Below are 23,012 nucleotides of genomic sequence, written 5' to 3'. Positions count from 1 at the left end.
AAGAGCACGGTCCTCTAGATGCGGAGCTTGCCGAATTCCTCCCTTGTGTCGATGTCCTGGACAACGGCATGGTCTGCCGTCGGCCATTCGACAACATCCGACCTTCCGCGAAGGATGAGCCCTGCGCCGACGTCGCCGGAAAGGCTTTCGATCGAGGGCTGCAGAGCACGCGAGATCACGACGGGATTGCCGCGTTGCCCATTCAAGGTGGGAACAAGGGCAGCGGGCATTGCGCTCTCATGCCAGCCTGACACGAGCGCATCGATGAGGCGGACGCTCACGAAAGGCATGTCGCCCAGGAGGACGATTGCGGCCTGCGCGTCCTGTGGCAGTGCGGTGAAACCGGCCTTCAGCGATGTCGAGAGCCCCTCCGCGAACACAGGGTTGTGAACAAACAGGACGGGCAACTCCCGCAGCTCAGCCTGAACGGCCTCGGCCCGGTGGCCCGTCACCACGATGACCGGATCAGCTTTTGAACCGACGGCAGCCTCGGCCACATGGCGAACCAGGGCCTTGCCATCAAGGCGGGCCAGCAGCTTCGGCTCCTCGCCGAAACGGGTGCCGCGCCCGGCCGCCAGGAGAATGGCCGCCACTCCGCTCATTCCTCGCCCTCGCTCTCGCCGCCCTCACGCGGCTGCGGCCGGGAGACGATCTCCATGAGAAGCCCGCCAACCCCGAGGGACATGATGTCGGCCCGGGTCACCGGCACGTCCGCCAGCAGGCGATGCAGGACCCAGTCGAAGCCGTTCTCCTTCGGCGACCGGGCACAGCCGGGGGCGCCGATGACGGGCTTGCCGGCAATGGAGCCGACGAGCAGCAGGTTTCCCGGATCGACGGGCATTCCGAAATGCTCCACTCGACCACCTGCCATCTCGATGGCGGATGGAATGACGTCGCGCCGGTCGGCGATGGCCGAGGCCCCGAAGACAACGATGAGTTCCGCGTCGCTCTCAGCCTGTCCGACAAGTTCCCGCGCCAAAGCTGCCGTCTCATGTGGCACGCGACGATCCTGCATGATCCGCGCCTGTGCCGGCTCCAGCCGCTTGCCGAGCACTGACAGGGTCTTGTCGATGACGCTCGGCTTGAGTCCCGGAAGAACCGTCGAGACAACGCTGACCGAGCGGCGCACATACGGCGCCACGCGTAGGGCGCCCGTGCCGGCCCGGTCGATCCCCTGCTGAAGCAGGATCTCCGGTATGGCATAGGGGATGATCTTGACGGTGCCGACCATCTCGCCTGCGACTACAGGCTTATATGCCGGCAGGGTGGCTGCCGTCATGGCCTCGTCGACAGCGTTGAGGCTGTCGATTGCACTAGCGTCGATCAGGAGGACGCCCGCGCTTGCGGCATAGAGATTGGAGCGCCCGGTGAAGGGCGCTTCGACGGCGATGTTGCCTCCGGCCAGGATATGGGCGAGGCGGGAGGCTGCCTCGTCCTCGGCAATGTCACCAGGCTCGAACCGCGCTGCGATCACCCTCTCGACCCCAGCCTGCTTCAGCCGCATGGCGATTTCGGCTGTGATGTGGGTTCCCTTCTTCACCGTCGTCTCGCCGGCCCGCACGCTGTGCGCAGCCAGGGCTCCGATGGCCTCCTCGACCGGAACAGGACCGAACTTCACGCCGAGCGCCTCCGCTCTTTGCGCAAGCTCGCAACGATCTCGGCCAGAACGGAAACGGCGATCTCCGCCGGCGAGACGGCCCCGATATCGAGGCCGATGGGGGCATGGATGCGGGCGAGATCCGCTTCGGAGAATCCGGATGCGCTCAGGCGCTGAACACGGCGCTCATGGGTTTTGCGCGAGCCGAGCGCGCCGATGTAGAAGCATTCCGACCGGAGGGCAGCGCTGAGCGCAGGATCGTCGATCTTCGGATCGTGAGTGAGCGCCACGACAGCCGTGTACCGGTCGATTCCGATCCCCGGCAGTACGGCATCCGGCCACTCGGCCAGCACCGGCACATCGGGAAACCGCTCGGGCGTTGCGAAGGCCGTGCGCGGATCGATGATGGTCACGTCCAAGTCGAGGCCTTTGGCCATGGGGGCAAGCGCCTGGCTGATATGGACGGCTCCGATGACCACCACCCTCACCGGCGGCGTCTGCACCGTCAGAAAGAACTGACCGCCATCCCGCTCGACAAGGCCGCTCTTGCCCCTGCGCAGGCTCTCCTGAAGGTCCTCGGCCAGCGGATCGCTCCCGATCTCCGCCTCTCGGACGAAGCGCTGCTCGCCTGAAGCGACGTCGGTGACGAGGATCGCGGCACGGCGGGCAGCGCGCTCTGCGTTGAGATCGGACAGGAGCCTCAGTCGCATGCGCTCTAATCCACCCGCTCCACATAGACCCTGATCCGGCCGCCGCAGGAGAGCCCGACCTGCCAGGCTGTCTCGTCGGCGACGCCGAACTCGAGCATGCGCGGCTTGCCATCGGCAATCACATCCATGGCTTCGGTGATGACTGCGCCCTCGACGCACCCGCCGGACACGGAGCCGAGAAAATTCGTGTCCTGGTCGATCACCAGGTGGCTGCCGACGGGGCGCGGGGCCGATCCCCAGGTCTCTACCACGGTCGCGATGGCGACGCCCCTGCCCTCGCGCTTCCAGGCTTCTGCCGTCTTCAGGATATCCGTGTCGGTCGAGAGCATTAGATTTCCCGTCGGCGGGTGGCTTCCGAACACCGCGTGCCGGTCGATACTGCCACCACAGGCCGTGGGACGGCAACCGGCATGAGAACGTCAACACCTCGTGCATTGACAGGCACGGCGTTGCGGCGTCTGATCCCTCCCGAACAAGCACCTCCGTCGGATGGGTCGCGGTCGGGATGCTGGACGATATCTACAGCCGCCGCATCCTGGAGCTTGCGGCCGCCATCCCGCATCAGGGCACGCTGCCTGATGCGCATGCCAGCGCGAAGGCGCACTCGAAACTGTGCGGGTCGACGGTCACGGTCTATCTGAAGCTGGACGGCAACGTCGTCAGCTCCTTCGCCCACGAGGTGAAGGCCTGCGCCCTTGGGCAGGCCTCTTCGTCGATCATGGGGCGGCATGTGATCGGCTCCACGACCGAGGAACTCCGGACAGTCCGGGAGGAAGTCCAACGGATGCTGAAGGCCGGCGGCAAGCCGCCATCCGGCAAGTGGGCGGACCTCGCCCTGCTGGAACCGGCGCGGGATCTGAAGGCCCGTCACGCCTCGATCCTTCTCACCTTCGATGCCGTCGTCGATGCTATCAGCAGAGCCGAGGCGGCTCGACAGGGTCACGACGCCGAGTCCTGACAGATCGAGCGCAGCCACCGATCCGGGTGCGCTGCAGCAACGCTTGGCAGGTGACGCGCCGCCCGATTTGCCCTTACTCTGCTGTCGGGCTGTTGACAGGAGGAGAACTCAGCATGGCGATGACGATGCAGGGCGAAGTCGCGCTTCCCGCCGATCGGGCGACCGTATGGGCGGCCCTCAACGATCCCGAGGTTCTGAAGGCCGCGATCCCCGGCTGCCAGGAACTGGAGAAGATCAGCGATACGGAGTTTCAGGCGGTGGCCAAGGTATCGGTCGGCCCTGTGAAGGCAACCTTCAAGGGAGGGGTGAACCTTACCGATCTCGACCCGCCCAACGGCTACACGATCAGCGGCGAAGGACAAGGCGGCGTTGCCGGCTGGGCCAAAGGCGGCGCGAAGGTGCGGCTCGAAGACATGGAGGGCGGCACGAAGCTGATCTACGACGTCGAAGCCAATGTGGGTGGCAAGATCGCCCAGCTCGGCGGTCGACTCATCAACGGCGTCGCCAAGAAATATGCCGACGAGTTTTTTGCGAACTTCGCCAAGATCCTCTCGCCTGCGGAGTCCGCAGCTTGACCGCGTGTTCGGACGGCGTTCTTTGAATCATTCCAATGCTTGACCGCTCACACGAGGCGGGCCACACTCAACGTCGATGGATCGCATCCGTGCGGTCGTCCAATAAGAATACCTGCCGGTGTCTGAGACCACCTGAAGGTTGGCCTGACTCCCGGCTTTTGAGGAGGAAGCCACGCATGACCACCGTCTCCCTGACGGTGAACGGTCAATCCGTCACCGCAGACGTCGATCCCCGCACCCTGCTCGTTCAATTCCTGCGCGAAAACCTGAGGCTGACCGGAACCCATGTGGGCTGCGACACCAGCCAGTGCGGAGCCTGCGTCGTTCACCTGAATGGCCAGGCCGTGAAGTCCTGCACCACCCTGGCCGTTCAGGCGAACGCCAGCGTTGTCACCACCATCGAGGGCATCGCTGAAGGAGGCGATCTGCACCCGATGCAGGCGGCCTTCCGTGAGCACCACGGCCTTCAATGCGGCTACTGCACGCCGGGCATGATCATGTCGGCTATCGATATCGTGAACCGCAAGGGGAACGCCCTCGACGAGCAAACCATCCGGGCCGAGCTCGAAGGTAATCTGTGCCGCTGCACAGGCTATCACAACATCGTCAAGGCCGTTGCGGCCGGCGCGCAGGCCATGGCCCAGGCGCCTGTGCAGCAGGCGGCGGAGTAAGACGGCCCGACACGTTCGTTCAACGCACGGTGCCCTCCCGAAGAGGTGCGAGCAGCAGGCGAGCCGCGGAGAAGGCGCTCACTCGAAGCCCTCTCCAGCTTCCCAGTTCGCTTTTCGTTTCCGGTTGAGGGCCAACGAAGACAGGGAGGATTTCATGACCGCAACAGGGATCGGCGCACCCGTACGCCGGAAAGAGGATCAGCGTTTCGTCACCGGCCAGGGACGCTACGTGGACGACTTCAACCGGCCTGGCCAGGCTCACGCATATTTCCTCCGCTCGCCGCATGCCCACGCGGCGATCCGGTCCATCGACACGGGACCGGCGACGATCATGCCGGGCGTGATCGCCGTCTTCACGGGCGACGATCTCGCGGCCGACAAGATCGGCGGCCTCATCTGCGGCTGGATGATCCACTCCAAGGACGGCTCCCCGATGAAGGCGGGGCCGCATCCGGCGTTGGCGCAGGGCAAGGTGCGCTACGTTGGCGACCATGTGGCGGTGGTGATCGCCGAGACGCTCGCCCAGGCCAAGGACGCGGCGGAGGCCATCGTGGTCGATTACGACGTTCTTCCGGCCGTGGTCGACACGGCCCAGGCCACGAAGGCATCGGTGCAGGTGCATGAGGTCTCGCCCGACAACACCGTGTTCAACTGGCATCTCGGCAACAAGGACGAGACGGAAGCGGCGTTCGCACGGGCGAAGCACGTGACCAAGATCGACCTCGTCAACAACCGCCTCGTGCCGAACCCCATCGAGCCTCGTGCGGCGGTGGGCGAATACGATTTCGGGACCGACAACTATACGCTCTACACCACGAGCCAGAACCCGCATGTGGCCCGTCTCGTCCTCTCCGCCTTCATCGGCGTCGCGCCCGAGCACAAGCTGCGCGTGATCGCGCCGGACGTGGGCGGCGGGTTCGGGTCCAAGATCTTCATCTATGCGGAAGAGACGGTCTGCGTCTGGGCGGCCAAGAAGGTCAAGCGGCCGGTGAAGTGGACCTCCGACCGCTCGGAAGCCTTCCTGTCCGACGCCCATGGCCGCGATCACGTCACCCATGCGGAGATGGCCACCGACGAGAACGGCAAGATCATCGGCCTGAGGGTCCACACCACGGCCAATCTCGGCGCCTATCTTTCCACCTTCTCGTCGTCGGTGCCGACCTATCTCTATGCTCCGCTCCTGTCGGGCCAGTACGATATTCCCGCGATCTACTGCGAGGTGGACGGGGTCTATACAAACACGGCGCCGGTCGATGCCTATCGCGGTGCTGGAAGGCCCGAGGCAACATTCGTGGTCGAGCGGCTCGTCGAGAAGACCGCGCGTGAACTGGGGCAGAACCCGGCCGAGTTCCGGCGCAAGAACTACATCACGCAATTCCCTCATGCGACGCCGGTCATCATGACCTACGACACGGGCGACTATGCCGCCTCCCTCGACAAGGCGCTGGAGATTGCCGACTACAAGAACTTCCAGCAACGCAAGCAGGAAAGCGCCCGCCGCGGCAAGCTGCGGGGCATCGGGTTCTCGAGCTATATCGAGGCCTGCGGCATCGCTCCATCGCAGGCGGTCGGCTCGCTCGGCGCGGGCGTGGGCCTGTGGGAATCCGCCGAGGTGCGCGTCAACCCGACCGGCTCCGTCGAGGTGCTCACCGGCTCGCACAGCCACGGCCAGGGCCACGAGACCACATTCGCCCAGCTCGTCTCCGACCGGCTCGGCATTTCCATCGATCAGGTCAGCATCGTCCATGGCGACACCGACAAGGTGCAGTTCGGGATGGGCACCTACGGCTCGCGCTCCGGTGCGGTGGGTATGTCGGCCATCGCCAAAGCCATCGACAAGGTGATCGCCAAGGGCAAGAAGGTGGCGGCCCATGTGCTCGAAGCGTCCGAGGGCGACATCGAGTTCAAGGACGGCCGGTTCGGCGTTGCCGGCACCGACCGTTCCATGGCCTTCGGCGAAATCGCCCTTCAGGCCTATATCGCCCACAAGTTCTCGGGCCAGGATCTGGAGCCCGGCCTGAAGGAGGGAGCGTTCTACGACCCCACCAACTTCACCTTCCCGGCGGGCGTCCACATCTGCGAGGTGGAGATCGACCCGGATACGGGCGTGACCAAGATCGAGCGCTGGACGGCGGTGGACGATTTCGGGGTGATCATCAACCCGATGATCGTCGAAGGTCAGGTTCACGGTGGCATCGCGCAGGGCGTCGGGCAGGCACTTCTCGAAGGCGCCTTCTATGACGAGAGCGGCCAGCTCATAACGGCGAGCTTCAACGACTACTGCATGCCGCGTGCCATCGACCTGCCGTCCTTCCAGGTCGGCATGACGGTGACCCCCTGCCCTTCGAATCCGCTCGGCATCAAGGGCTGCGGCGAGGCGGGCGCCATTGCGGCTCCGCCGGCGGTCATCAACGCGATCACCGATGCGCTGGGACACGAAGACATCGCCATGCCGGCAACGCCTCAGGCGGTCTGGCGAGCGGCTCAGAAGGCGCGCATGCCCATGGCGGCGGAATAAGGGAGAACGTCCATGTACGCTTTCGAATATCACCGCCCCACGAGCGTCAAGGAGGCCGCCAGCCTCGCCGGTCAGGCAGAGGACATGAAGTTCCTCGCCGGCGGTCACACCCTGCTGCCGACCATGAAGCTGCGGCTCGCGGGCCCGTCCAACCTGATCGATCTCGGGCAGATCGCCGAACTGCGCGGCATCGAGCGCTCCGGCGACACGATCACCATCGGGGCCATGATGAAGCACGCGGAGGTCGCGAGCTCGGCCGAAGTGAAGCAGGCGATCCCGGCCCTTGCCGAGATGGCCGAGCTCATCGGCGACCCGCATGTGCGCAACCGCGGCACCATCGGCGGCTCCATCGCCAACAACGATCCGTCCGCGGATTATCCAGCGGCGTGTCTTGCCTTGAACGCGACGATCATCACCAACCAGCGCAAGATCGCCGCGGACGACTTCTTCCAGGGCATCTTCACGACCGCTCTGGAGGAGGGCGAGATCATCACCCAGGTGTCGTTCAAGATCCCATCGCAGGCAGCCTATGCCAAGTTCCGCAACCCTGCCTCGCGCTATGCCCTCGTCGGCGTGTTCGTCGCCAAGCACGCGGACGGTGCCCGCGTCGCCGTCACAGGTGCGGGCTCGAACGGCGTGTTCCGGGTGCCGGAGATGGAACAGGCGCTGAGCGGAAATTTCGCCCCGGAGGCTCTCGACGGCATTGCCGTGTCGCAGGACGAGATGAACAGCGACATCCATGCGGATGCCGCCTATCGGGCTCACCTCGTCGGTGTCATGGCACGGCGAGCCGTGCAGGCGGCTTCCGCGCGGGGCTGAACGGCCACTCGCGAACGACCTTAACCTGATGCCCGGGCCCGCCCCGGGCATCATGCCCTTGAGGAGGCAACACAGCCCGTGGCCGACAAACCCGGTTCCATCGACAGCACATTGGCCCTTCTGGAGAGCGCCGGCTATGTGGCCGACCGCCCGCTAGCGACCGTGCTCTATCTCGCATTGAAGCTCGGACGACCGCTCTTCCTCGAAGGAGAAGCCGGCGTGGGCAAGACGGAGATCGCGAAAGTGCTCTCGTCCGCGCTCGGGCGCCGTCTCATCCGCCTGCAATGCTATGAAGGCCTCGATGTCGCCTCGGCGGTCTATGAGTGGAACTATGCCGGTCAGATGATGGCGATCCGGTTGGCCGAGGCCGGCGGAACGGTGGACCGCGACACGCTGGAGAGCGACCTGTTCTCGGAACGCTACCTGGTGAAGCGCCCGCTCCTTCAGGCGCTGGAGCCCGACACCGCCGGAGCGCCGGTTCTCCTGATCGACGAACTCGACCGCACGGACGAGGCCTTCGAGGCCTTTCTTCTGGAGGTGCTGTCCGACTTCCAGGTCACGATCCCTGAACTCGGCACGATTAGGGCGGAGCATCCGCCCATCGTTATCATCACATCCAACCGCACCCGCGAGATCCACGACGCGCTCAAGCGCCGCTGCCTCTATCACTGGGTCGATTATCCGGATGCCGAGCGGGAACTCGCCATCCTCTCACGCCGTGTTCCGCAGGCCGCCGAGCGCCTGTCACAGGAGGTCGTCGCCTTCGTCCAGGCGATCCGGAAGGAGGATCTGTTCAAGGCGCCGGGCGTGGCCGAAACCCTCGACTGGGCCTCGGCACTCGTGGAACTCGATGCGGTGGCGCTCGACCCGGCGCTGGTCTCGGATACCCTGGGCGTCCTGTTGAAGTACCAGGATGATATCCAGAAGATGCAGGGCAGCCGGGCTAAGGACATGCTCGATCAGGTCCAGAGCGCGCTGAGGGCATCTGCGTGACCGACACGCCCGCCCGCCAGGGGGAAGGTCGCCTTGCAGACAACATCGCTTACTTCGCCCGTGCCTTGCGGGCCGCAGGTCTGCCGGTCGGCCCCGGGGCGGTTCTCGATGCCATCGCGGCGGTCGAAGCGGCGCGGATCGGCACGCGAGAGGACTTTTACTGGACCCTTCATGCGGTTTTCGTGAAGCGGCACGAGCACAGCATCCTGTTCGACCAAGCCTTCAGGATCTTCTGGCGGCGGCGCGCGCTCGTCGAGAAGCTCATCGCCCAGATGTCGCCGATTGCGCCCGGCGGGGCCAAGGAGGAGAAGAAGCCCCAGGCCGGCGCCCTTCGGGTGGCCGAGGCCCTGGCCACGCCCCGGCAGGAGAAGCCGGAGCCGGTGGAGAAGACCGAATTCACGGCCCGCCTCACCGTCTCGGATCGTGAGGTTCTGAAGGCGAAGGATTTCGCCCAGATGTCGGCGGCCGAGATCGCTGTCACCAAGCGCCTGATTGCCGAGATGTCCCTGCCGGACGACGAGGTGAGCACGCGCCGATTCCTGTCCGATCCGCGAGGCCGGAGGATCGATCCGCGCAGGACCTTCCGGCGCTCGCTGCGCGGCGGCGGAGCCGCGATTGATCTCGCCTACCGTTCCCCTGCCGTGCGGCACGCGCCGGTGGTTGCGCTCATGGATATCTCCGGCTCCATGGCGGATTACTCGCGGCTCTTCCTGCATTTCCTGCACGCCATTGCCGAGAAGAGGCGAAAGGTTCACTCCTTCGTCTTCGCCACGCGCCTGACCAACATCAGCCGCGAGCTGACGAGCCGCGACCCGGACGAGGCGCTGGCCCGCGCGTCGAAACGCGTGCAGGACTGGGAGGGCGGAACGCGGATCGCCCATGCGCTCCACGACTTCAACCGCCACTGGTCCCGCCGGGTGCTCGGCCAGGGTGCCATCGTGCTGCTCTTCACGGATGGGCTTGAGCGGGAGGTGACGCGAGAACTGACCTTCGAGATGGACCGGCTCAAGCGCTCCTGCCGCCGCCTGATCTGGCTGAACCCGCTCCTGCGCTTCGACGCTTTCGAGGCCCGTGCCACCGGCATCCGGGCAATGCTGCCCCATGTGGACGAATTCCGGCCTATTCATAGCCTGGCATCGATGCAGGCGCTTTGCCGCGCGCTCTCGGGCGAACCGTCGGAGAAAAGCAATCCGCGCCAGTGGCTGCGGGCATCGTAAGGTACAGCAATATACGGCCGCGCGACTTGCCTTCCCGTCGAACCTGCGAGAGCCGCGCCGCTCATCGACAACCGGCTCCCACGATCAGACATCGGACGCAGAAACGCCCTCAAGCCGCTCGAACTACTGATATTTTCGGGATGGAGATAAGAATGGCGCGCCCTAGGGGAGTCGAACCCCTCTCTCCAGCGTGAAAGGCTGGCGTCCTAACCGATAGACGAAGGGCGCGGGTCGTTCGGGGCGGTGCCGCCGAAGTGGGCGAAGCTATAGATGGGTTCGTGACGCATCGCAAGCACCGGATTTGAATTATTCCGGCCTTGCGGCATCCGCGATGCGAAGCTCGGCCTTTTCCCCGCCGCCCCACCGGTCGATGGAGAGCGTGCCCGCCACATGGAGCGGGTTGCCGATGGCTTGGGACAGGACGTTGCCCAGCGGCTGGCCCGCAGCCCGGAAGGCGATTCCGCCGATGAAGCTGCCGTCGCCGCCGCGAAGCTTCACGCGCAGATGCCCGCCGCTGCCGACCTCCCTCGCCTCGACCACCCGATGCTGCGGGAAAACGAAGATGGGCTCGGGCTGCCCCTGACCGAACGGCCCTGCTCGCTCCAGCGCCGTCACCAGGGAAGGCTGAGCGCCGCCGGCGGTCAGGGTTGCGTCGATGGCGAAATTGTCCCGCAGCCGCATGGCGCTCACCGGTTCCGAGAGCCTTTCGGTGATGAAGTCGAGGAAGCGCTGGAGATCCGCGGCCTGGATCGTTACGCCCGCCGCCATGGTGTGGCCGCCGCCCTTGATCGCCAGGCCCGCCTCCACGGCAGCCCGTACGGCATAGCCCAGATCAACCCCCGGCACCGAACGGCCCGAGCCTGTGGCCGTGCCATCCTGGTTGAGGGTGAACGCAAACGCCGGGCGTCGGAACCGCTCCTTGGTCCGGGCGGAGATCAGCCCAACCACGCCAGGGTGCCACTCGGCCGAAGCTGTCACGAGAACCGGCAGGTCCGGCATGCGCTCCAGAGCCATCATGGCCTGGGCTTCGGCTTCAGCGACCGCCACGACTTCGATGGCCTGCCGGTCCCGGTTGAGCCGGTCCAACTCGGCGGCCAGGCGGCCGGCCTGGACCGGATCCTCGGTCAGGAGAAGCCTCGAGCCGAGAGCCGCATCGCCGATGCGCCCGCCGGCATTGATGCGGGGCCCGACGAGATAGCCGAGATGCCAGCTCTCCGGCGCGCCTGCGAGGCCTGCCGTGTCGAAGAGCGCCGCCAGGCCCACCCGGCGGCGGCTTCTCATGATCGCCAGTCCCTGGCGAACGAAGGCGCGGTTCAGACCCACCAGCGGCACCACGTCGGCCACCGTGGCAAGGGCCACGAGGTCGAGGCTGCCCATCAGGTCGGGCTCGGCGCGGCCATTGAAGAACCCGCGCGAGCGCAGGGTGCGGTTGAGGGCCACGAGGGTCAGGAAGACCACGCCCGCCGCACAGAGATGGCCGAGGCCCGACAGGTCGTCCTGCCGGTTCGGGTTTACGATCGCGAGCGCCTCGGGCAGTTGCTCGGGGGCTTGATGGTGGTCGAGAACGAGGGGGTCGAGGCCGAGGCGGCGGGCTTCCGCCAGGGGCTCGATGCTGGCGGTGCCGCAATCGACCGTCACCAGGATGTCGGCGCCCTGCTCTTTCAGAGCCCGGATCGCATCCACGTTCGGACCGTAACCCTCGGTGATCCGGTCGGGGATGTGAATGGCGTATTCCACCCCGCAGGCGCGCAGATACTCGGCCAGAAGCGCGGCGCTGCAGGCGCCGTCCACGTCGTAGTCGCCAAAGATCGCCACCTTCTCGCCCCGCGTCACCGCGTCGGCGAGGCGGGAGGCCGCCGCTTCCATGTCGGTGAGCTTGTGCGGATCCGGCATGAGGTCCCGCAGGCGCGGGTTCAGGAAGCCGTCCGTCTCATGGATGCCGACACCTCGCCCTGCAAGCACACGTGCGAGGATATCCGGCAGGCCGTGAGTCTGGGCAATGGCGAGCGCAATCGTGCTCTGGGCGGCATCGCAGCGCTCGACCCAGGTGCGCCCGAGGGCGGAATTGGCGACGCCCAGGAAGGGCTTGGGCAGGTGAAGAGGAGATGATTCGGTCACAATGGGACTCTTACCCCCGAATTGTGGTCAAAGCACCCTCGCCACATCGTCACTCTTGGGCGTCACTCTTGGGCACCGGCCCGCGGACGTGTCAGCCCAGCAGATGCCGGTACTGGATGAAGCCGCTGCGGGAGGCGACCTTCTCATAGAGCGCTTGGGCTGCGGTATTGGTCTCGTGGGTCAGCCAGTAGACGCGGCTTGCGCCATTAGCCTTCGCCCGCTCGTAGACCGCCTCGATCAGGGCACGGCCGGCGCCCTGGCCGCGGGCTTCCTCGGCCGTGAACAGGTCCTGCAGATAGCAGTAGTCGCCCGTGGTCCAAGTGGAGCGGTGATAGATGTAATGCACGATGCCGACGATCCTGCCGTCGAGTTCAGCCACAAGGCCATGCATGGGCTCGCCCGGATCGTTGAGCCGCCGCCACGTCTCCCCGGTCACCTCTGCGGCCAGGGTGGCTTTGTAGAAGGTCAGATAACCCCGCCACAGGGGCTCCCAAGCGGCACGGTCGTCAGGGCGGAAGGGGCGGATTCGAAGCATCGTGTTTTTGATCCCGAGGGCACTGCGCCCCAGGATGCGGTGAGAGATCATGAAAATGCAAATGGCCGGGACGAACCCGGCCATGAGAAAACAAGCTTCTGAACAGAATTAATCCAGGTGGAACTTCGACAGCTCCCGGTGCTCGCCGTAGATGCGGCGCACGGTGCCGGTTGCGGAGCGGTAGACCACCGTCTCGGTGGTGATCACGTCCTTGCCGAAATGAACGCCCTTGATCAGGGCGCCGTCGGTCACGCCGGTCGCGGCCACGATCACGTCGCCACGAGCCAGGTCGGTCATGTCGTATTTCTTGTTGGGATCGGTCACGCCCATCTGGAGGGCGCGGGAGCGCTTCTCCTCCGAGTCGAGGATCAGGCGGGCCTGCATCTGGCCGCCGATGCAGCGCAACGCCCCTGCCGCCAGCACGCCCTCGGGCGCGGCGCCGATGCCGAGATAGATGTCGATGCCCGTCTCTTCCGGCTTCGTGGTGAAGATCACGCCGGCCACGTCGCCGTCGGAGATCAACCGGATGCCAGCGCCCGTCTTGCGGATCGCGGCGATGAGGTCCGCATGGCGGGGGCGGTCAAGCACCAGGGCGGTCAGCTCGTTCACCTTCACGCCCTTCGCCTTGGCGAGGTTGTGAAGGTTCTCCTCCGGGCTGGCATCCAGGTCAACGACGCCGGCCGGGTAGCCCGGACCAACGGCGATCTTGTGCATGTAGACGTCGGGGGCGGCCAGCAGGGAGCCGGCTTCGGCCATGGCCATGACGGCGATGGAGCCCGGCATGTCCTTGGCGCAGAGCGTGGTGCCCTCCAGCGGATCGACGGCGATGTCGACCTTCGGGCCCTGCTTGTTGCCCACGCGCTCGCCGATGAACAGCATCGGGGCCTCGTCGCGCTCGCCCTCGCCGATCACCACCGTGCCGTCGATGGGCAGCTTGTTCAGCTCACGGCGCATGGCATCCACGGCGGCCTGGTCGGCAGCCTTCTCGTTGCCGCGGCCGCGCAGCCTGGCGGAGGCCACCGCCGCGCGCTCGGTGACGCGGACGAGCTCCAGGGTCAGGATGCGCTCGATGATTTGGCCCGGTTGGACGGTAATGCCTTGCGACATGGACGTGTCGTCTCCCTTATGATGGTCGTTGCCGGGCCGTGCGGCCCGGGCGTAGGTTACTCGCGTTCGATGCGAATGACTTGGGGCGGCTCGGCAATAAGACCATCCCCCATAATGTTTTCCAGGGCGGAGCGGATCGACGCCTCGGTGGCTGCATAGGTGATGAGCACCAGCGGAACCGGGGTGCCCGAACGGCCGTGCGGATCCTTGCTCGCTGCGGTCTCGGAGCGCTTCTGGAGGATGCTCTCGAGCGAGATCTCGGCCTCGGCCATCCGCGTCGCCACGCCGGCGGCAACGCCGGGTCGGTCGTGGACCGTCAGGCGGATGTAGTAGCCGCCCTCGTGGCGCTGCATGGGCGCACGGGCCGCCTTCTCCAGCCGGTCGATGGGCGCGCCGAAGAGCGGCTGCACCTTGCCGGTGGCCACGTCGGCGATGTCCGCCACGACGGCGGACGCGGTGGCATCGCCCCCTGCCCCCGGGCCGATCAGGGTCAGCTCGCGAACCGCATCGGCGTCGATGGTGACCGCGTTCGTCACGCCCATGACTTGGGCGATGGAGGACGTGCGGGGCACCATGGTCGGGTGGACGCGCTGCTCGATGCCGGTCTTCGTGCGCTCGGCGACGCCGAGAAGCTTGATGCGGAATCCCAGTTCCTTCGCCATGGCCAGATCGAGCGGCGCGATGGAGGAGATGCCCTCGACGTAGATCGCCTCGGCGTCGATCTGCGTGCCAAAGGCAAGGCTGGTGAGGATCGCGAGCTTGTGGGCCGTGTCGAAGCCTTCGACGTCGAAGGTCGGATCGGCCTCCGCATAGCCGAGACGCTGGGCGTCCTTCAGGCATTCCTGGAAGGTCAGGCCCTCCAGCTCCATCCGGGAAAGGATGTAGTTGCAGGTGCCGTTGAGGATGCCGTAGAGGCGCGAGATCCGGTTGGCCGGCAGGGCCTCGCGAAGGGTCTTGATGATCGGGATGCCGCCGGCGACGGAAGCCTCGAAGGCGAGCGACACGCCCTTGTCTTCCGCCAGCTTCGCCAGCTCGAGCCCGTGCTTGGCGAGCAGCGCCTTGTTGGCCGTGACCACATGCTTGCCGCCCGAGAGCGCCGTGCGCACCGTCTCTAGGGCCGCCCCGTCCGCGCCGCCGACGAGCTCGACCACGCAATCCACATCGGCAGCGCCGGCCAACTCCACCGGGTTGTCGAACCACGTGAAGCGCGCGAGGTCGAAGCCTCGGTCCTTCGACCGGTCACGGGCCGAAACGGCCACAACCTGAACGGGCTTGCCACCGCGCTGGGCGATGGCCTCATTCTGGCGGTCGAGGATGCGAATGACCGATGCGCCGACGGTGCCGAGGCCGGCGATGCCGACCCGAAGGGGACGTGTCACGAACAGCAGCTCCTTGCAAATCTGGGGCTGCTTTTACGACTGCCAGGGTTCCATGTCCATGCGCACCGGAACCCCGGTCACAGGCACCGGCATCAATTCCTGCCGCGAGGATCAGCCCCGGCGAACCATCGGCACCACGTTGTGGAGCATCTGGTCCGCCTGATCGAAGAACTTGCGGATGTTGCGGGCGGCCTGGCGGATGCGCTGCTCGTTTTCCACAAGGGCAATACGCACGTAATCGTCGCCGTGCTCACCGAACCCGATGCCGGGCGCCACCGCCACGTCGGCTTTCTCCACCAGGAGCTTGGAGAACTCAAGGCTGCCCAGCGACCGGAATTTCTCCGGGATCTGCACCCAGGCGAACATGGACGCGGTGGGCACCGGCACGTCCCAACCGGCCTTCCCGAACGAATCGACCATCACGTCCCGGCGACGCTTGTAGGTGGCGCGCATCTCGCGGATGCAGTCGTCGGGCCCGTTCAGGGCGGCGGTGGCCGCCACCTGCACGGGCGTGAAGGCCCCGTAATCGAGATAGGACTTCACCCGGGCGAGTGCCGCCAGGAGCCGCTCGTTGCCCACCGCGAAGCCGATGCGCCAGCCGGCCATGGAGAAGGTCTTGGACATGGAGGTGAACTCCACCGCCACATCCATGGCGCCGGGCACCTGGAGAATCGAGGGCGGCGGGTTCGACTCGTCGAAATAGACTTCCGAGTAGGCGAGATCCGACAGCAGGATCAGCTCATGCTTCTTCGCGAAGGCCACGAGGTCCCGATAGAAGTCGAGGGAGGCCACATAGGCGGTCGGGTTAGACGGGTAGCAGACCACAAGCGCCACGGGCTTCGGGATCGAGTGGGCCACGGCCCGCTCGGCGGCGACGAAGAAGTCAGGGGTCGGCTCGGCCGGAACGGAGCGGATGACGCCGCCTGCCATCAGGAAGCCGAAGGCGTGAATCGGATAGCTCGGGTTCGGCACGAGGATCACGTCGCCGGGCTCCGTGATCGCCTGGGCCATGTTGGCGAAGCCCTCCTTGGAGCCCAGCGTCGCCACAACTTGCGTGTCCGGGTTGAGCTTCACCCCGAAGCGGCGCTCGTAGTAGCCGGCCTGAGCGCGGCGCAGGCCGCCGATGCCCTTGGAGGCCGAGTAGCGGTCGGTCCTGGGCTTGCCCACGGTCTCGACCAGCTTGTCGATCACGTGCTGGGGGGCCTGCAGGTCCGGATTGCCCATGCCGAGGTCGATGATGTCCGCCCCGTTGGCCCGGGCCGCGGCCTTGATCCGGTTGACCTGCTCGAAGACGTAAGGCGGAAGGCGCTTGATCCGGTAGAAATCAGACATGGTTCTCGTCCCCGAGCGGAATCACCTGATCCCGGTATAGGCACTAAGGCCTTCTGTTGGAATTCGCCTTCTGGCGCGTCTGCTGCGACGTGTTGGCAGAGGAGTTTGCAGGCAGCCTGACCGGCTCGGGCGGCGGCGTGTTGCCCAGTTCCGCGGCCGCGGCGCCGGCGGCCTCGTTGCGGGAGCGCAGGGCGTCGAGTTCCGCCTCGGCGGCCTTGATCTCCTCCGCCGTGCGTGCGGGGGTCGCGCGTTCGGGAGCGCTGGTGCCGATCGGCATATAGTCGAGAGTAGCCGGCCTTGAGCGCTCCACGAAATCAGGCGTCGGCGCCATCCGGGGGCCGGCCCCGAGAGACGTGGCCACGTCCCGCACGGGATTGCTGTTGCAGCCTGCCAGACCGACAGCCGTGCACAAGGTCAGGGTAAGGGCCGCACAGCGAGGGATCGAAAGGGGCTTCATACGCATTTCTGATACCTAAGGATGGCAACATGACTCTGGCAAACCCAGCGTTTCGAACGCTAAGATGTCGGAAGTGCCGCTCGAGGGCAATGCTGCTGCGATAGAGGGAGATCGCCCTATGGACAAGCCATATGGTGAAGAGAAGGCTCAGAGCCCGACCCCGGACTTCGAGGCACTCTCCCAGAATGTCGCCCGATTCATCGAGGGCGCCGGCAAGGCCGCAGCCGCCTATCTCAAGCCCGTCCAGGAGGGCAAAACCCTGTCGGAGCCTCCGGGAGATGCATCGGAGGCGATCAAGTCCCTGACCCGGGTAGCCGAAGCCTGGATGACTGACCCGCAGAAGAGCCTGGAGGCCCAGACCCGCCTCGGCACCCAGTTCATGAGCCTGTGGGCCTCGACCCTGAAGCGCGCCCAGGGCGAGCCGGCGGAGCCGGTCGCCGAGCCCGAGCCGAAGGACAACCGCTTCAAGGATCCCGAGTGGTCCGAGAACCCGGTCTTCGATTTCCTCAAGCAGGCGTACCTCATCTCCTCGCGCTGGGCGGAGGATCTGGTGGAGGATGCCGAAGGCCTCGACGAGCGCACGCGCCACAAGGCGCAGTTCTACCTCAAGCAGCTCTCAAGCGCGCTCTCGCCTTCCAACTTCCTCCTGACCAATCCCGAACTCATCCGCGAAACCCTGCGCGAGAACGGCGCCAACCTTGTGCGCGGCATCAGCATGCTGGCGGAGGATATCGAAGCCGGCGGAGGCGAGCTGAAGATCCGCCAGTCCGACCCGAGCAACTTCAGGATCGGGGCCAACATCGCCAATACCCCGGGCAAAGTGATCTTCCGCAACGAACTCATGGAACTGATCCAGTACGCGCCGACGACCGAGAAGGTGCTGAAGCGCCCGCTTCTGATCGTGCCGCCCTGGATCAACAAGTACTACATCCTCGATCTCAACCCGGAGAAGAGCTTCATCCGCTGGGCTGTGTCGCAGGGCCTGACCGTCTTCTGCATCTCGTGGGTAAACCCAGCCGAGCAGCATGCGGAGAAGGGCTTCGAGCATTACATGCGCGACGGCATCTTCGCGGCGCTGGAGGCCATCGAGCAGGCCACGGGCGAGAAGAAGGTGACGGCCATCGGCTACTGCGTCGGCGGCACCCTGCTCGCCACCACGCTGGCCTACATGGCGGCGAAGCGCGATAAGCGCATCGACAGCGCGACGCTCTTCACCGCCCAGGTGGACTTCACGCATGCGGGCGACCTGAAGGTGTTCGCAGGCGAACAGGAGGTCCAAAGCCTGGAAGCCTCCATGAAGAAGCGCGGCTATCTCGAAGGAGCGCGCATGGCCAATGCCTTCAACATGCTGCGTCCGACTGACCTGATCTGGCCCTACGTGGTCAATGTCTACATGAAGGGCAAGGCGCCGCTTCCCTTCGACCTGCTCTACTGGAATGCCGACTCGACCCGCATGCCGGCGGCCAATCACGCCTTCTATCTGCGCAACTGCTACCTGGAGAACAAGCTCGCGCAAGGCGAGATGGAGCTTGCGGGCGTCAAGCTGGACCTGAAGAAGGTGAAGGTGCCGATCTTCAACCTCGCCACCAAGGAAGACCACATCGCCCCTGCCCGCTCCGTCTTCGTCGGTTCGAAAGCCTTCGGCGGCCCGGTCCATTACGTGCTTGCCGGATCGGGGCACATTGCCGGCGTGGTCAACCCTCCCGGAAAGCCGAAATACCAGTTCTGGACCGGCGGCCCTGTCGAGGGCGAACTGGAGGATTGGATGAAGCAGGCGGCCGAGACGCCCGGCTCCTGGTGGCCCTACTGGTTCGAGTGGATTAAGGCTCAAGGCCCCAAGACGGTGCCGGCGCGAGAGCCCGGAGGCGGCAAGCTGGAGCCCCTGTGCGATGCGCCGGGAACCTACGTTCTCGCGAAGTCCTGAAGCCTCGAACATTTTCCGAACAGCAAAAAAGAAAGGCCGGCTTTCGCCGGCCTTTCGCTTTGATCCGTGATGAAAGGATCAGTACTTGCGGACGATCGGAGCGGCCGGGATGGCAACGGCCGGGTTGTCCCAGCGGTAGCGCAGGCCCACCGACACGATGTCGACGCTCGAGTCCACATCGGCCACGAAAGGCAGCCCTTCGTAATCCTGGTGACCCGGAAGGATGCGGATATCCGTCTCCTTCGCGAAGATGTGCGTGTAGGCGACGTCGAAGGACAGCTTGTCGTTCCACTGGTAGCTGGCGCCGATCGATGCCCAGATGCGATCGTTGTCGGGCAGACGGGTGGAGCGGACTTCCGTATCGATCGGCGACTCTTCGTAGGCCACGCCGGCACGCAGGGTCCACTGGTTGTTCAGCCTGTAGTCGAAGCCGAGGGAGTAGAAGTAGCCGTCATCGTAGTTGAGCGGAAGATCGGTCACGACGACACCGCCCGGACCGGTGACGAGAGGCGTCTCGAGAACGCTCCAGTTCGTCCACTCGAAACCGGCATGCACGGTCAGGGCCGGGGTGATGGCCTGCGAGATGCCGATGGTGAGCTGGTCCGGCGTCGTCAGGTCGGAGCTGATCGGGATCCGGCTGCCGGGAGCGGTCACCGTGCCCTCGAGCTCATGGTCGATCCGCGAGCGGTAGCCGATACCGATCGAGGTGCCGGCGAACGGCGTGAGGGTCACACCGGCCGTGAAGCCGAAGCCAATATCGTCACCGTCGAGGATGACGCTGGGAGCGCCCGGCGTGACGGCGGCCGCCCGCTTGAGGCGGATATCGAAATACTGGAGAGACGGACCGGCAGCAACCGACAGCCAGTCGTTCACCTTGATGCCGAGGACCGGGTTGACGTTCAAGGAGAAGACCTTGGACGAACGCGAATAGACCTGGCCGGCCCAGTTGTCCCGCGGATCGGTGACAAGCCCGTAGGGCGACGTGGTCGACAGGCCGACCCAGAGCATGTCGTTGATCTGGTAGGAGTTGTAGCTCGCCGGGACGATGGCGTCCTGGCCGATATCGCCGGAGGCGCCGAACGCGAAGGTGGGAACGGACGGCAGCGGGTTGATGTCAACGCGCGGAACGATGAGAGACAGGCTCGCCTCGGTGTTCCAGCCCGGCATCATCGTGATGACGGCCGGGTTCCAGAACATGGAGGACAGATGGCCGGAGCCGGATGCAGCGCCGGCGAAGGAAAGCCCCTGAGCAGTAGCGCTCTGCTCGCGGATGCCGAAGGCACCGGCATGAGCGCCGCCCTGAGCGGCGACGAGAGCTGCCAGGGAGACTGCAGCCAGCGACAAAGAACGAGAGAGACGACTCATGGAGTTTTCCTGCCCATTTGTTTCTTGTGCGGGCGAATCCCGCCTGAAGCACAGTCTGCCAATGCTTAAATTTCGCCGCAATCTGATTATGAGACCCGACAGCCTCATTAAGAGTTCATAAACTTCATGTATCTTCTTCAACAAATATTTGGTTATACTTAGGGAACCTCATAGCAAAAGTAAGCATGGAACAATGGTTCATATATAAACAGATGTATTGGCGGCTAATTGCCGGCTGTTTCCTAACCCCTCTGAGATAAGGGATATCGCGCACTTTGTGGGCGCTCGTGGCAAAACAGCAACATATTTACGCCCAGAACATGCATTGTAGCGAGGCGCGTCCGCGCCAATTATGCACATGACGCAAAGAGAGGAGCGTTTGATGAAGCTGGTGAGATTTGGGGAAGCGGGACGGGAGAAGCCCGGGTTGATCGATACCCAAGGACAGGTCCGCGACCTGTCGGGGCTCGTGCCCGACATCACCGGCGCCACGCTGTCCTCGGAGACCTTGAACCGCATCCGCCAGACCGATCCGGCGAGCCTCCCGGCCGCACCCTCGGGCCAGCGCCTCGGCGCCTGCGTGGGACAGGTCCGCAACTTCATCGCCATCGGGCTGAACTATGCCGACCATGCCGCCGAGACGGGGGCGGCGATTCCGGCGGAGCCCATCGTGTTCAACAAGGCTCCCTCGTGCATCGTCGGCCCCAACGACGACGTGATCATCCCCCGCGGATCGCAGAAGACCGACTGGGAGGTGGAACTCGCCATCGTGATCGGCGAGCGGGCGTCCTATGTGGGGGCCAACGAGGCGCTGGAGTTCGTCGCCGGCTACTGCGTCTGCAACGACGTCTCCGAGCGCGAGTTTCAGATCGAGCGCGGCGGCACCTGGACCAAGGGCAAAGGCTGCCCGACCTTCGGGCCCCTGGGCCCCTGGCTTGTGACCAGGGACGAGATCCCGGACCCGCAGAACCTCTCCATGTGGCTCGACGTGAACGGCGAGCGCATGCAGAACGGCTCGACCAAGACCATGATCTTCAACGTCGCGCAGATCGTGTCCTACGTCTCGCACTTCATGATCCTGGAGCCCGGCGACGTGATCACCACCGGCACCCCGCCCGGCGTCGGCATGGGGATGAAGCCGCAGCGCTTCCTGAAGGCCGGCGACGTGGTGTCGCTCGGCATCGAAGGGCTCGGCGAACAGCGCCAGCGCTTTGTCGCTTTCGAGGGCAATGAGGTGGACACCAGCAAGAGCTGGAAGGGGCACTAAGAAACGGACCGATTGATAGGCTCGTCATGCCCGCACTTGTTGCGGGCATCCACGTCTTTGCGACGGCTCAAAACGTGGATGGCCGGCACAAGGCCGGCCATGACGGTGGAGGGCGCTATCGAATCGTTCAGCGTTATTCCCGGCCGGAGCGTAGCGAAGGGGCAGGGAATCCATGGCGCTGCACGTGAGACTGGATCCCCTTCCCTCCGCTGACGCTCGCCGGGGATGACAGATCCTACACCAGCCCCAGCATGAGTTGGATGTTCTGCACCGCTGCGCCCGAGGCTCCCTTGCCGAGGTTGTCGAGGCGGGCGACCAGGAGCGCATGGCTGTAGCTGTCGTGCTGGAAGACGAAGAGCTCCAGCCTGTCCGTATCTTTCAAAGCCTCGGGCTCGAGCCGCTCGACCTTCTTGCTGTCGCGGATCGTCGGGACCACGCTCACGAGCCCGCCGCCCGGATAATGTCCCATGAGCGCAGCCTCGATGTCGGCAGCCTTCGGCTTGCCCGGCAGCATGTCGAGGTGGAGCGGCACGCTGACCAGCATGCCCTGCCGGAAATTGCCCACCGACGGAATGAAGATCGGCCGCCGGGTCAGGCCCGTGTATTTCTGCAGCTCGGACACATGCTTGTGCTCGAAGCCGAGGCCGTAGAGCTCGAAGGACGGCGCCGTGCCAGTCTCATAAGCCTCGATCATGGAGCGCCCGCCGCCGCTGTAGCCGCTCACCGCGTTCACACTGATCGGGTAATCGGCCGGGACGAGACCCGCATCCACCAGGGGCCGGATGAGCGCGATGGCGCCGGTCGGGTAGCAGCCGGGATTGGCCACACGGTTAGCGTTGGCGACGGCCTCCCGTTGTGCAGAATCGAGTTCGGCGAAGCCATAGACCCACCCGGGGCTCACCCGATGGGCCGTGCTGGCATCGAGAATGTGGGGCTTGTGGCCGCTCAGGCCGTCCACGAGGCTCACGGTCTCGCGCGCCGCGTCGTCATGCAGGCACAGCACCACGAGATCGACCTCGGCCAGGATCTCGCGCTTGGCGGCCGGGTCCTTACGCCGCTCCGGGTCGATGCTGCGGATCGCGACGCCGGGCACGTCCTTCAGGCGCTCGCGGATGCCAAGGCCGGTGGTGCCCGCCTCCCCGTCGATGAAGACGGTTTTCGTCTTGAGGCCTGTTGATCTGTCGAGGGTCGAGGTCATGGTCGATCCATTCTGTCGTCGAGGCTGAGATAGGGCCAAGCGCACAGGCCCCGCAAGGTTTCAGAAAAAAGAAAAGCCGCGCAGAGGGCGCGGCTGGCAGACGAACGGACAGGCAGCCGTCATCGCAGGCGCGCAGGCGCGGCAGACAGGCTACGTCGGATGTCTGAAATGATGATCATGAGCCGATCTATGAAGCCACACAGCCTGGCTTGTCAAGAATTGTGCCCGCCTGAAGCTTCCGGAACCCTCATGCGCCAGCGCGGTTGCATCCG

General features: G+C 65.3%; 21 protein-coding genes and 1 tRNA gene. 9 read left to right on the top strand and 13 right to left on the bottom strand.

Translation table 11 applies throughout. The features are described 5' to 3' along the window. Nucleotides 1–14: 14 nt before the first annotated feature. The 4 genes from JAO75_RS11915 to JAO75_RS11900 are packed head-to-tail and all read right to left on the bottom strand — an operon-like array spanning nt 15 to nt 2,636. Nucleotides 15–602, bottom strand: coding sequence for a nucleotidyltransferase family protein (locus JAO75_RS11915; protein WP_199049361.1), 588 nt, complete (start codon nt 600–602; stop codon nt 15–17). Beyond that, complete coding sequence (locus JAO75_RS11910; protein ID WP_199049360.1) at nt 599–1,618, bottom strand: molybdopterin-binding domain-containing protein; 1,020 nt, start codon at nt 1,616–1,618, stop codon at nt 599–601. Before JAO75_RS11910 ends, JAO75_RS11915 begins: the two co-directional genes overlap by 4 nt. Beyond that, nucleotides 1,615–2,307: an XdhC family protein gene (locus JAO75_RS11905; RefSeq protein ID WP_199049359.1), complete on the bottom strand. Its 693-nt coding sequence runs from the start codon at nt 2,305–2,307 to the stop codon at nt 1,615–1,617. The genes JAO75_RS11910 and JAO75_RS11905 overlap by 4 nt, the downstream gene beginning before the upstream one ends. A 5-nt stretch (nt 2,308–2,312) precedes the next feature. Beyond that, a complete protein-coding gene (locus tag JAO75_RS11900; protein WP_199049358.1) occupies nt 2,313–2,636 on the bottom strand; it encodes an XdhC family protein in 324 nt (107 codons plus the stop codon). A gap of 176 nt (nt 2,637–2,812) precedes the next feature. Between JAO75_RS11900 and JAO75_RS11895 the strand changes: the two genes are divergently transcribed. The 7 genes from JAO75_RS11895 (at nt 2,813) to JAO75_RS11865 (ending at nt 10,058) form a co-directional block, all read left to right on the top strand. Continuing rightward, nucleotides 2,813–3,265 (top strand): iron-sulfur cluster assembly scaffold protein, encoded by a 453-nt coding sequence (locus tag JAO75_RS11895; RefSeq protein WP_199049357.1) that lies wholly within the window; start codon nt 2,813–2,815, stop codon nt 3,263–3,265. Between the two features lie 113 nt (nt 3,266–3,378). Beyond that, complete coding sequence (locus JAO75_RS11890) at nt 3,379–3,840, top strand: SRPBCC family protein (protein ID WP_199049356.1); 462 nt, start codon at nt 3,379–3,381, stop codon at nt 3,838–3,840. Nucleotides 3,841–4,016: 176 nt separating this feature from the next. Beyond that, nucleotides 4,017–4,511, top strand: coding sequence for a (2Fe-2S)-binding protein (locus JAO75_RS11885; protein WP_199049355.1), 495 nt, complete (start codon nt 4,017–4,019; stop codon nt 4,509–4,511). A 154-nt stretch (nt 4,512–4,665) separates the two neighbouring features. Then, nucleotides 4,666–7,029, top strand: coding sequence for a xanthine dehydrogenase family protein molybdopterin-binding subunit (locus JAO75_RS11880; RefSeq protein ID WP_199049354.1), 2,364 nt, complete (start codon nt 4,666–4,668; stop codon nt 7,027–7,029). Nucleotides 7,030–7,041: 12 nt separating this feature from the next. Then, entirely contained in the window at nt 7,042–7,848 is an 807-nt protein-coding gene (locus tag JAO75_RS11875) for an FAD binding domain-containing protein (protein WP_199049353.1), read from the top strand. Between the two features lie 78 nt (nt 7,849–7,926). Further along, nucleotides 7,927–8,841: an AAA family ATPase gene (locus JAO75_RS11870; RefSeq protein ID WP_199049352.1), complete on the top strand. Its 915-nt coding sequence runs from the start codon at nt 7,927–7,929 to the stop codon at nt 8,839–8,841. After that, nucleotides 8,838–10,058, top strand: a complete 1,221-nt coding sequence (locus JAO75_RS11865; RefSeq protein WP_199049351.1) for a VWA domain-containing protein — start codon at nt 8,838–8,840, stop codon at nt 10,056–10,058. The genes JAO75_RS11870 and JAO75_RS11865 overlap by 4 nt, the downstream gene beginning before the upstream one ends. Nucleotides 10,059–10,211: 153 nt before the next feature. Here JAO75_RS11865 and JAO75_RS11860 read toward each other — a convergent pair. The 7 genes from JAO75_RS11860 to JAO75_RS11830 form a co-directional block, all read right to left on the bottom strand. Then, nucleotides 10,212–10,286 (bottom strand) — tRNA-Glu (locus tag JAO75_RS11860). A 78-nt stretch (nt 10,287–10,364) separates the two neighbouring features. Then, on the bottom strand, nt 10,365–12,176 hold the full coding sequence (gene recJ, locus JAO75_RS11855) for a single-stranded-DNA-specific exonuclease RecJ (RefSeq protein WP_199049350.1): 1,812 nt from the start codon (nt 12,174–12,176) through the stop codon (nt 10,365–10,367). Between the two features lie 91 nt (nt 12,177–12,267). Further along, complete coding sequence (locus tag JAO75_RS11850) at nt 12,268–12,711, bottom strand: GNAT family N-acetyltransferase (protein WP_199049349.1); 444 nt, start codon at nt 12,709–12,711, stop codon at nt 12,268–12,270. Nucleotides 12,712–12,819: 108 nt separating this feature from the next. Continuing rightward, the gene (glpX, locus tag JAO75_RS11845; protein ID WP_199049348.1) at nt 12,820–13,818 is read right to left on the bottom strand and encodes a class II fructose-bisphosphatase; all 999 of its coding nucleotides are present in this window, start codon (nt 13,816–13,818) and stop codon (nt 12,820–12,822) included. Nucleotides 13,819–13,874: 56 nt separating this feature from the next. Further along, the gene (locus tag JAO75_RS11840) at nt 13,875–15,197 is read right to left on the bottom strand and encodes a homoserine dehydrogenase (protein ID WP_199049347.1); all 1,323 of its coding nucleotides are present in this window, start codon (nt 15,195–15,197) and stop codon (nt 13,875–13,877) included. 111 nt (nt 15,198–15,308) lie between these two features. Next, on the bottom strand, nt 15,309–16,529 hold the full coding sequence (locus JAO75_RS11835) for an LL-diaminopimelate aminotransferase (RefSeq protein WP_199049346.1): 1,221 nt from the start codon (nt 16,527–16,529) through the stop codon (nt 15,309–15,311). A 43-nt stretch (nt 16,530–16,572) separates the two neighbouring features. Continuing rightward, the gene (locus JAO75_RS11830) at nt 16,573–16,986 is read right to left on the bottom strand and encodes a hypothetical protein (protein WP_199049345.1); all 414 of its coding nucleotides are present in this window, start codon (nt 16,984–16,986) and stop codon (nt 16,573–16,575) included. Nucleotides 16,987–17,104: 118 nt separating this feature from the next. Between JAO75_RS11830 and JAO75_RS11825 the strand changes: the two genes are divergently transcribed. Beyond that, entirely contained in the window at nt 17,105–18,910 is a 1,806-nt protein-coding gene (locus tag JAO75_RS11825) for a PHA/PHB synthase family protein (protein ID WP_199049344.1), read from the top strand. Nucleotides 18,911–18,988: 78 nt separating this feature from the next. Here JAO75_RS11825 and JAO75_RS11820 read toward each other — a convergent pair whose 3' ends face one another. Further along, on the bottom strand, nt 18,989–20,275 hold the full coding sequence (locus JAO75_RS11820; RefSeq protein WP_199049343.1) for an OmpP1/FadL family transporter: 1,287 nt from the start codon (nt 20,273–20,275) through the stop codon (nt 18,989–18,991). Nucleotides 20,276–20,657: 382 nt separating this feature from the next. Between JAO75_RS11820 and JAO75_RS11815 the strand changes: the two genes are divergently transcribed. Continuing rightward, nucleotides 20,658–21,542 (top strand): fumarylacetoacetate hydrolase family protein, encoded by an 885-nt coding sequence (locus tag JAO75_RS11815; protein WP_199049342.1) that lies wholly within the window; start codon nt 20,658–20,660, stop codon nt 21,540–21,542. Nucleotides 21,543–21,777: 235 nt separating this feature from the next. Here the strand turns inward: JAO75_RS11815 and argC are convergent, their stop codons facing one another. Beyond that, nucleotides 21,778–22,740 (bottom strand): N-acetyl-gamma-glutamyl-phosphate reductase, encoded by a 963-nt coding sequence (gene argC / locus JAO75_RS11810; protein ID WP_199049341.1) that lies wholly within the window; start codon nt 22,738–22,740, stop codon nt 21,778–21,780. Between the last annotated feature and the right edge of the window lie 272 nt (nt 22,741–23,012).

It is taken from the genome of Microvirga splendida (genome assembly GCF_016427565.1).
Taxonomy (GTDB): Bacteria; Pseudomonadota; Alphaproteobacteria; order Rhizobiales; family Beijerinckiaceae; genus Microvirga; species Microvirga splendida.
The sequence above is the reverse complement of the archived record's forward strand: the minus strand, read 5'-3'. Positions and strand labels throughout refer to the sequence as shown.

Excerpts from the sequence above, each read along its gene's own strand:
- JAO75_RS11885 (WP_199049355.1), top strand. The coding sequence starts at position 4,017 with ATGACCACCGTCTCCCTGACGGTGAACGGTCAATCCGTCACCGCAGAC.
- JAO75_RS11825 (WP_199049344.1), top strand. The coding sequence starts at position 17,105 with ATGGACAAGCCATATGGTGAAGAGAAGGCTCAGAGCCCGACCCCGGAC.
- JAO75_RS11830 (WP_199049345.1), bottom strand. The coding sequence starts at position 16,986 with ATGAAGCCCCTTTCGATCCCTCGCTGTGCGGCCCTTACCCTGACCTTG.
- JAO75_RS11890 (WP_199049356.1), top strand. The coding sequence starts at position 3,379 with ATGGCGATGACGATGCAGGGCGAAGTCGCGCTTCCCGCCGATCGGGCG.
- JAO75_RS11815 (WP_199049342.1), top strand. The coding sequence starts at position 20,658 with ATGAAGCTGGTGAGATTTGGGGAAGCGGGACGGGAGAAGCCCGGGTTG.
- JAO75_RS11900 (WP_199049358.1), bottom strand. The coding sequence starts at position 2,636 with ATGCTCTCGACCGACACGGATATCCTGAAGACGGCAGAAGCCTGGAAG.
- JAO75_RS11850 (WP_199049349.1), bottom strand. The coding sequence starts at position 12,711 with ATGCTTCGAATCCGCCCCTTCCGCCCTGACGACCGTGCCGCTTGGGAG.
- JAO75_RS11835 (WP_199049346.1), bottom strand. The coding sequence starts at position 16,529 with ATGTCTGATTTCTACCGGATCAAGCGCCTTCCGCCTTACGTCTTCGAG.
- JAO75_RS11895 (WP_199049357.1), top strand. The coding sequence starts at position 2,813 with ATGCTGGACGATATCTACAGCCGCCGCATCCTGGAGCTTGCGGCCGCC.
- glpX (WP_199049348.1), bottom strand. The coding sequence starts at position 13,818 with ATGTCGCAAGGCATTACCGTCCAACCGGGCCAAATCATCGAGCGCATC.
- JAO75_RS11880 (WP_199049354.1), top strand. The coding sequence starts at position 4,666 with ATGACCGCAACAGGGATCGGCGCACCCGTACGCCGGAAAGAGGATCAG.
- JAO75_RS11915 (WP_199049361.1), bottom strand. The coding sequence starts at position 602 with ATGAGCGGAGTGGCGGCCATTCTCCTGGCGGCCGGGCGCGGCACCCGT.
- argC (WP_199049341.1), bottom strand. The coding sequence starts at position 22,740 with ATGACCTCGACCCTCGACAGATCAACAGGCCTCAAGACGAAAACCGTC.
- JAO75_RS11905 (WP_199049359.1), bottom strand. The coding sequence starts at position 2,307 with ATGCGACTGAGGCTCCTGTCCGATCTCAACGCAGAGCGCGCTGCCCGC.
- JAO75_RS11875 (WP_199049353.1), top strand. The coding sequence starts at position 7,042 with ATGTACGCTTTCGAATATCACCGCCCCACGAGCGTCAAGGAGGCCGCC.
- JAO75_RS11820 (WP_199049343.1), bottom strand. The coding sequence starts at position 20,275 with ATGAGTCGTCTCTCTCGTTCTTTGTCGCTGGCTGCAGTCTCCCTGGCA.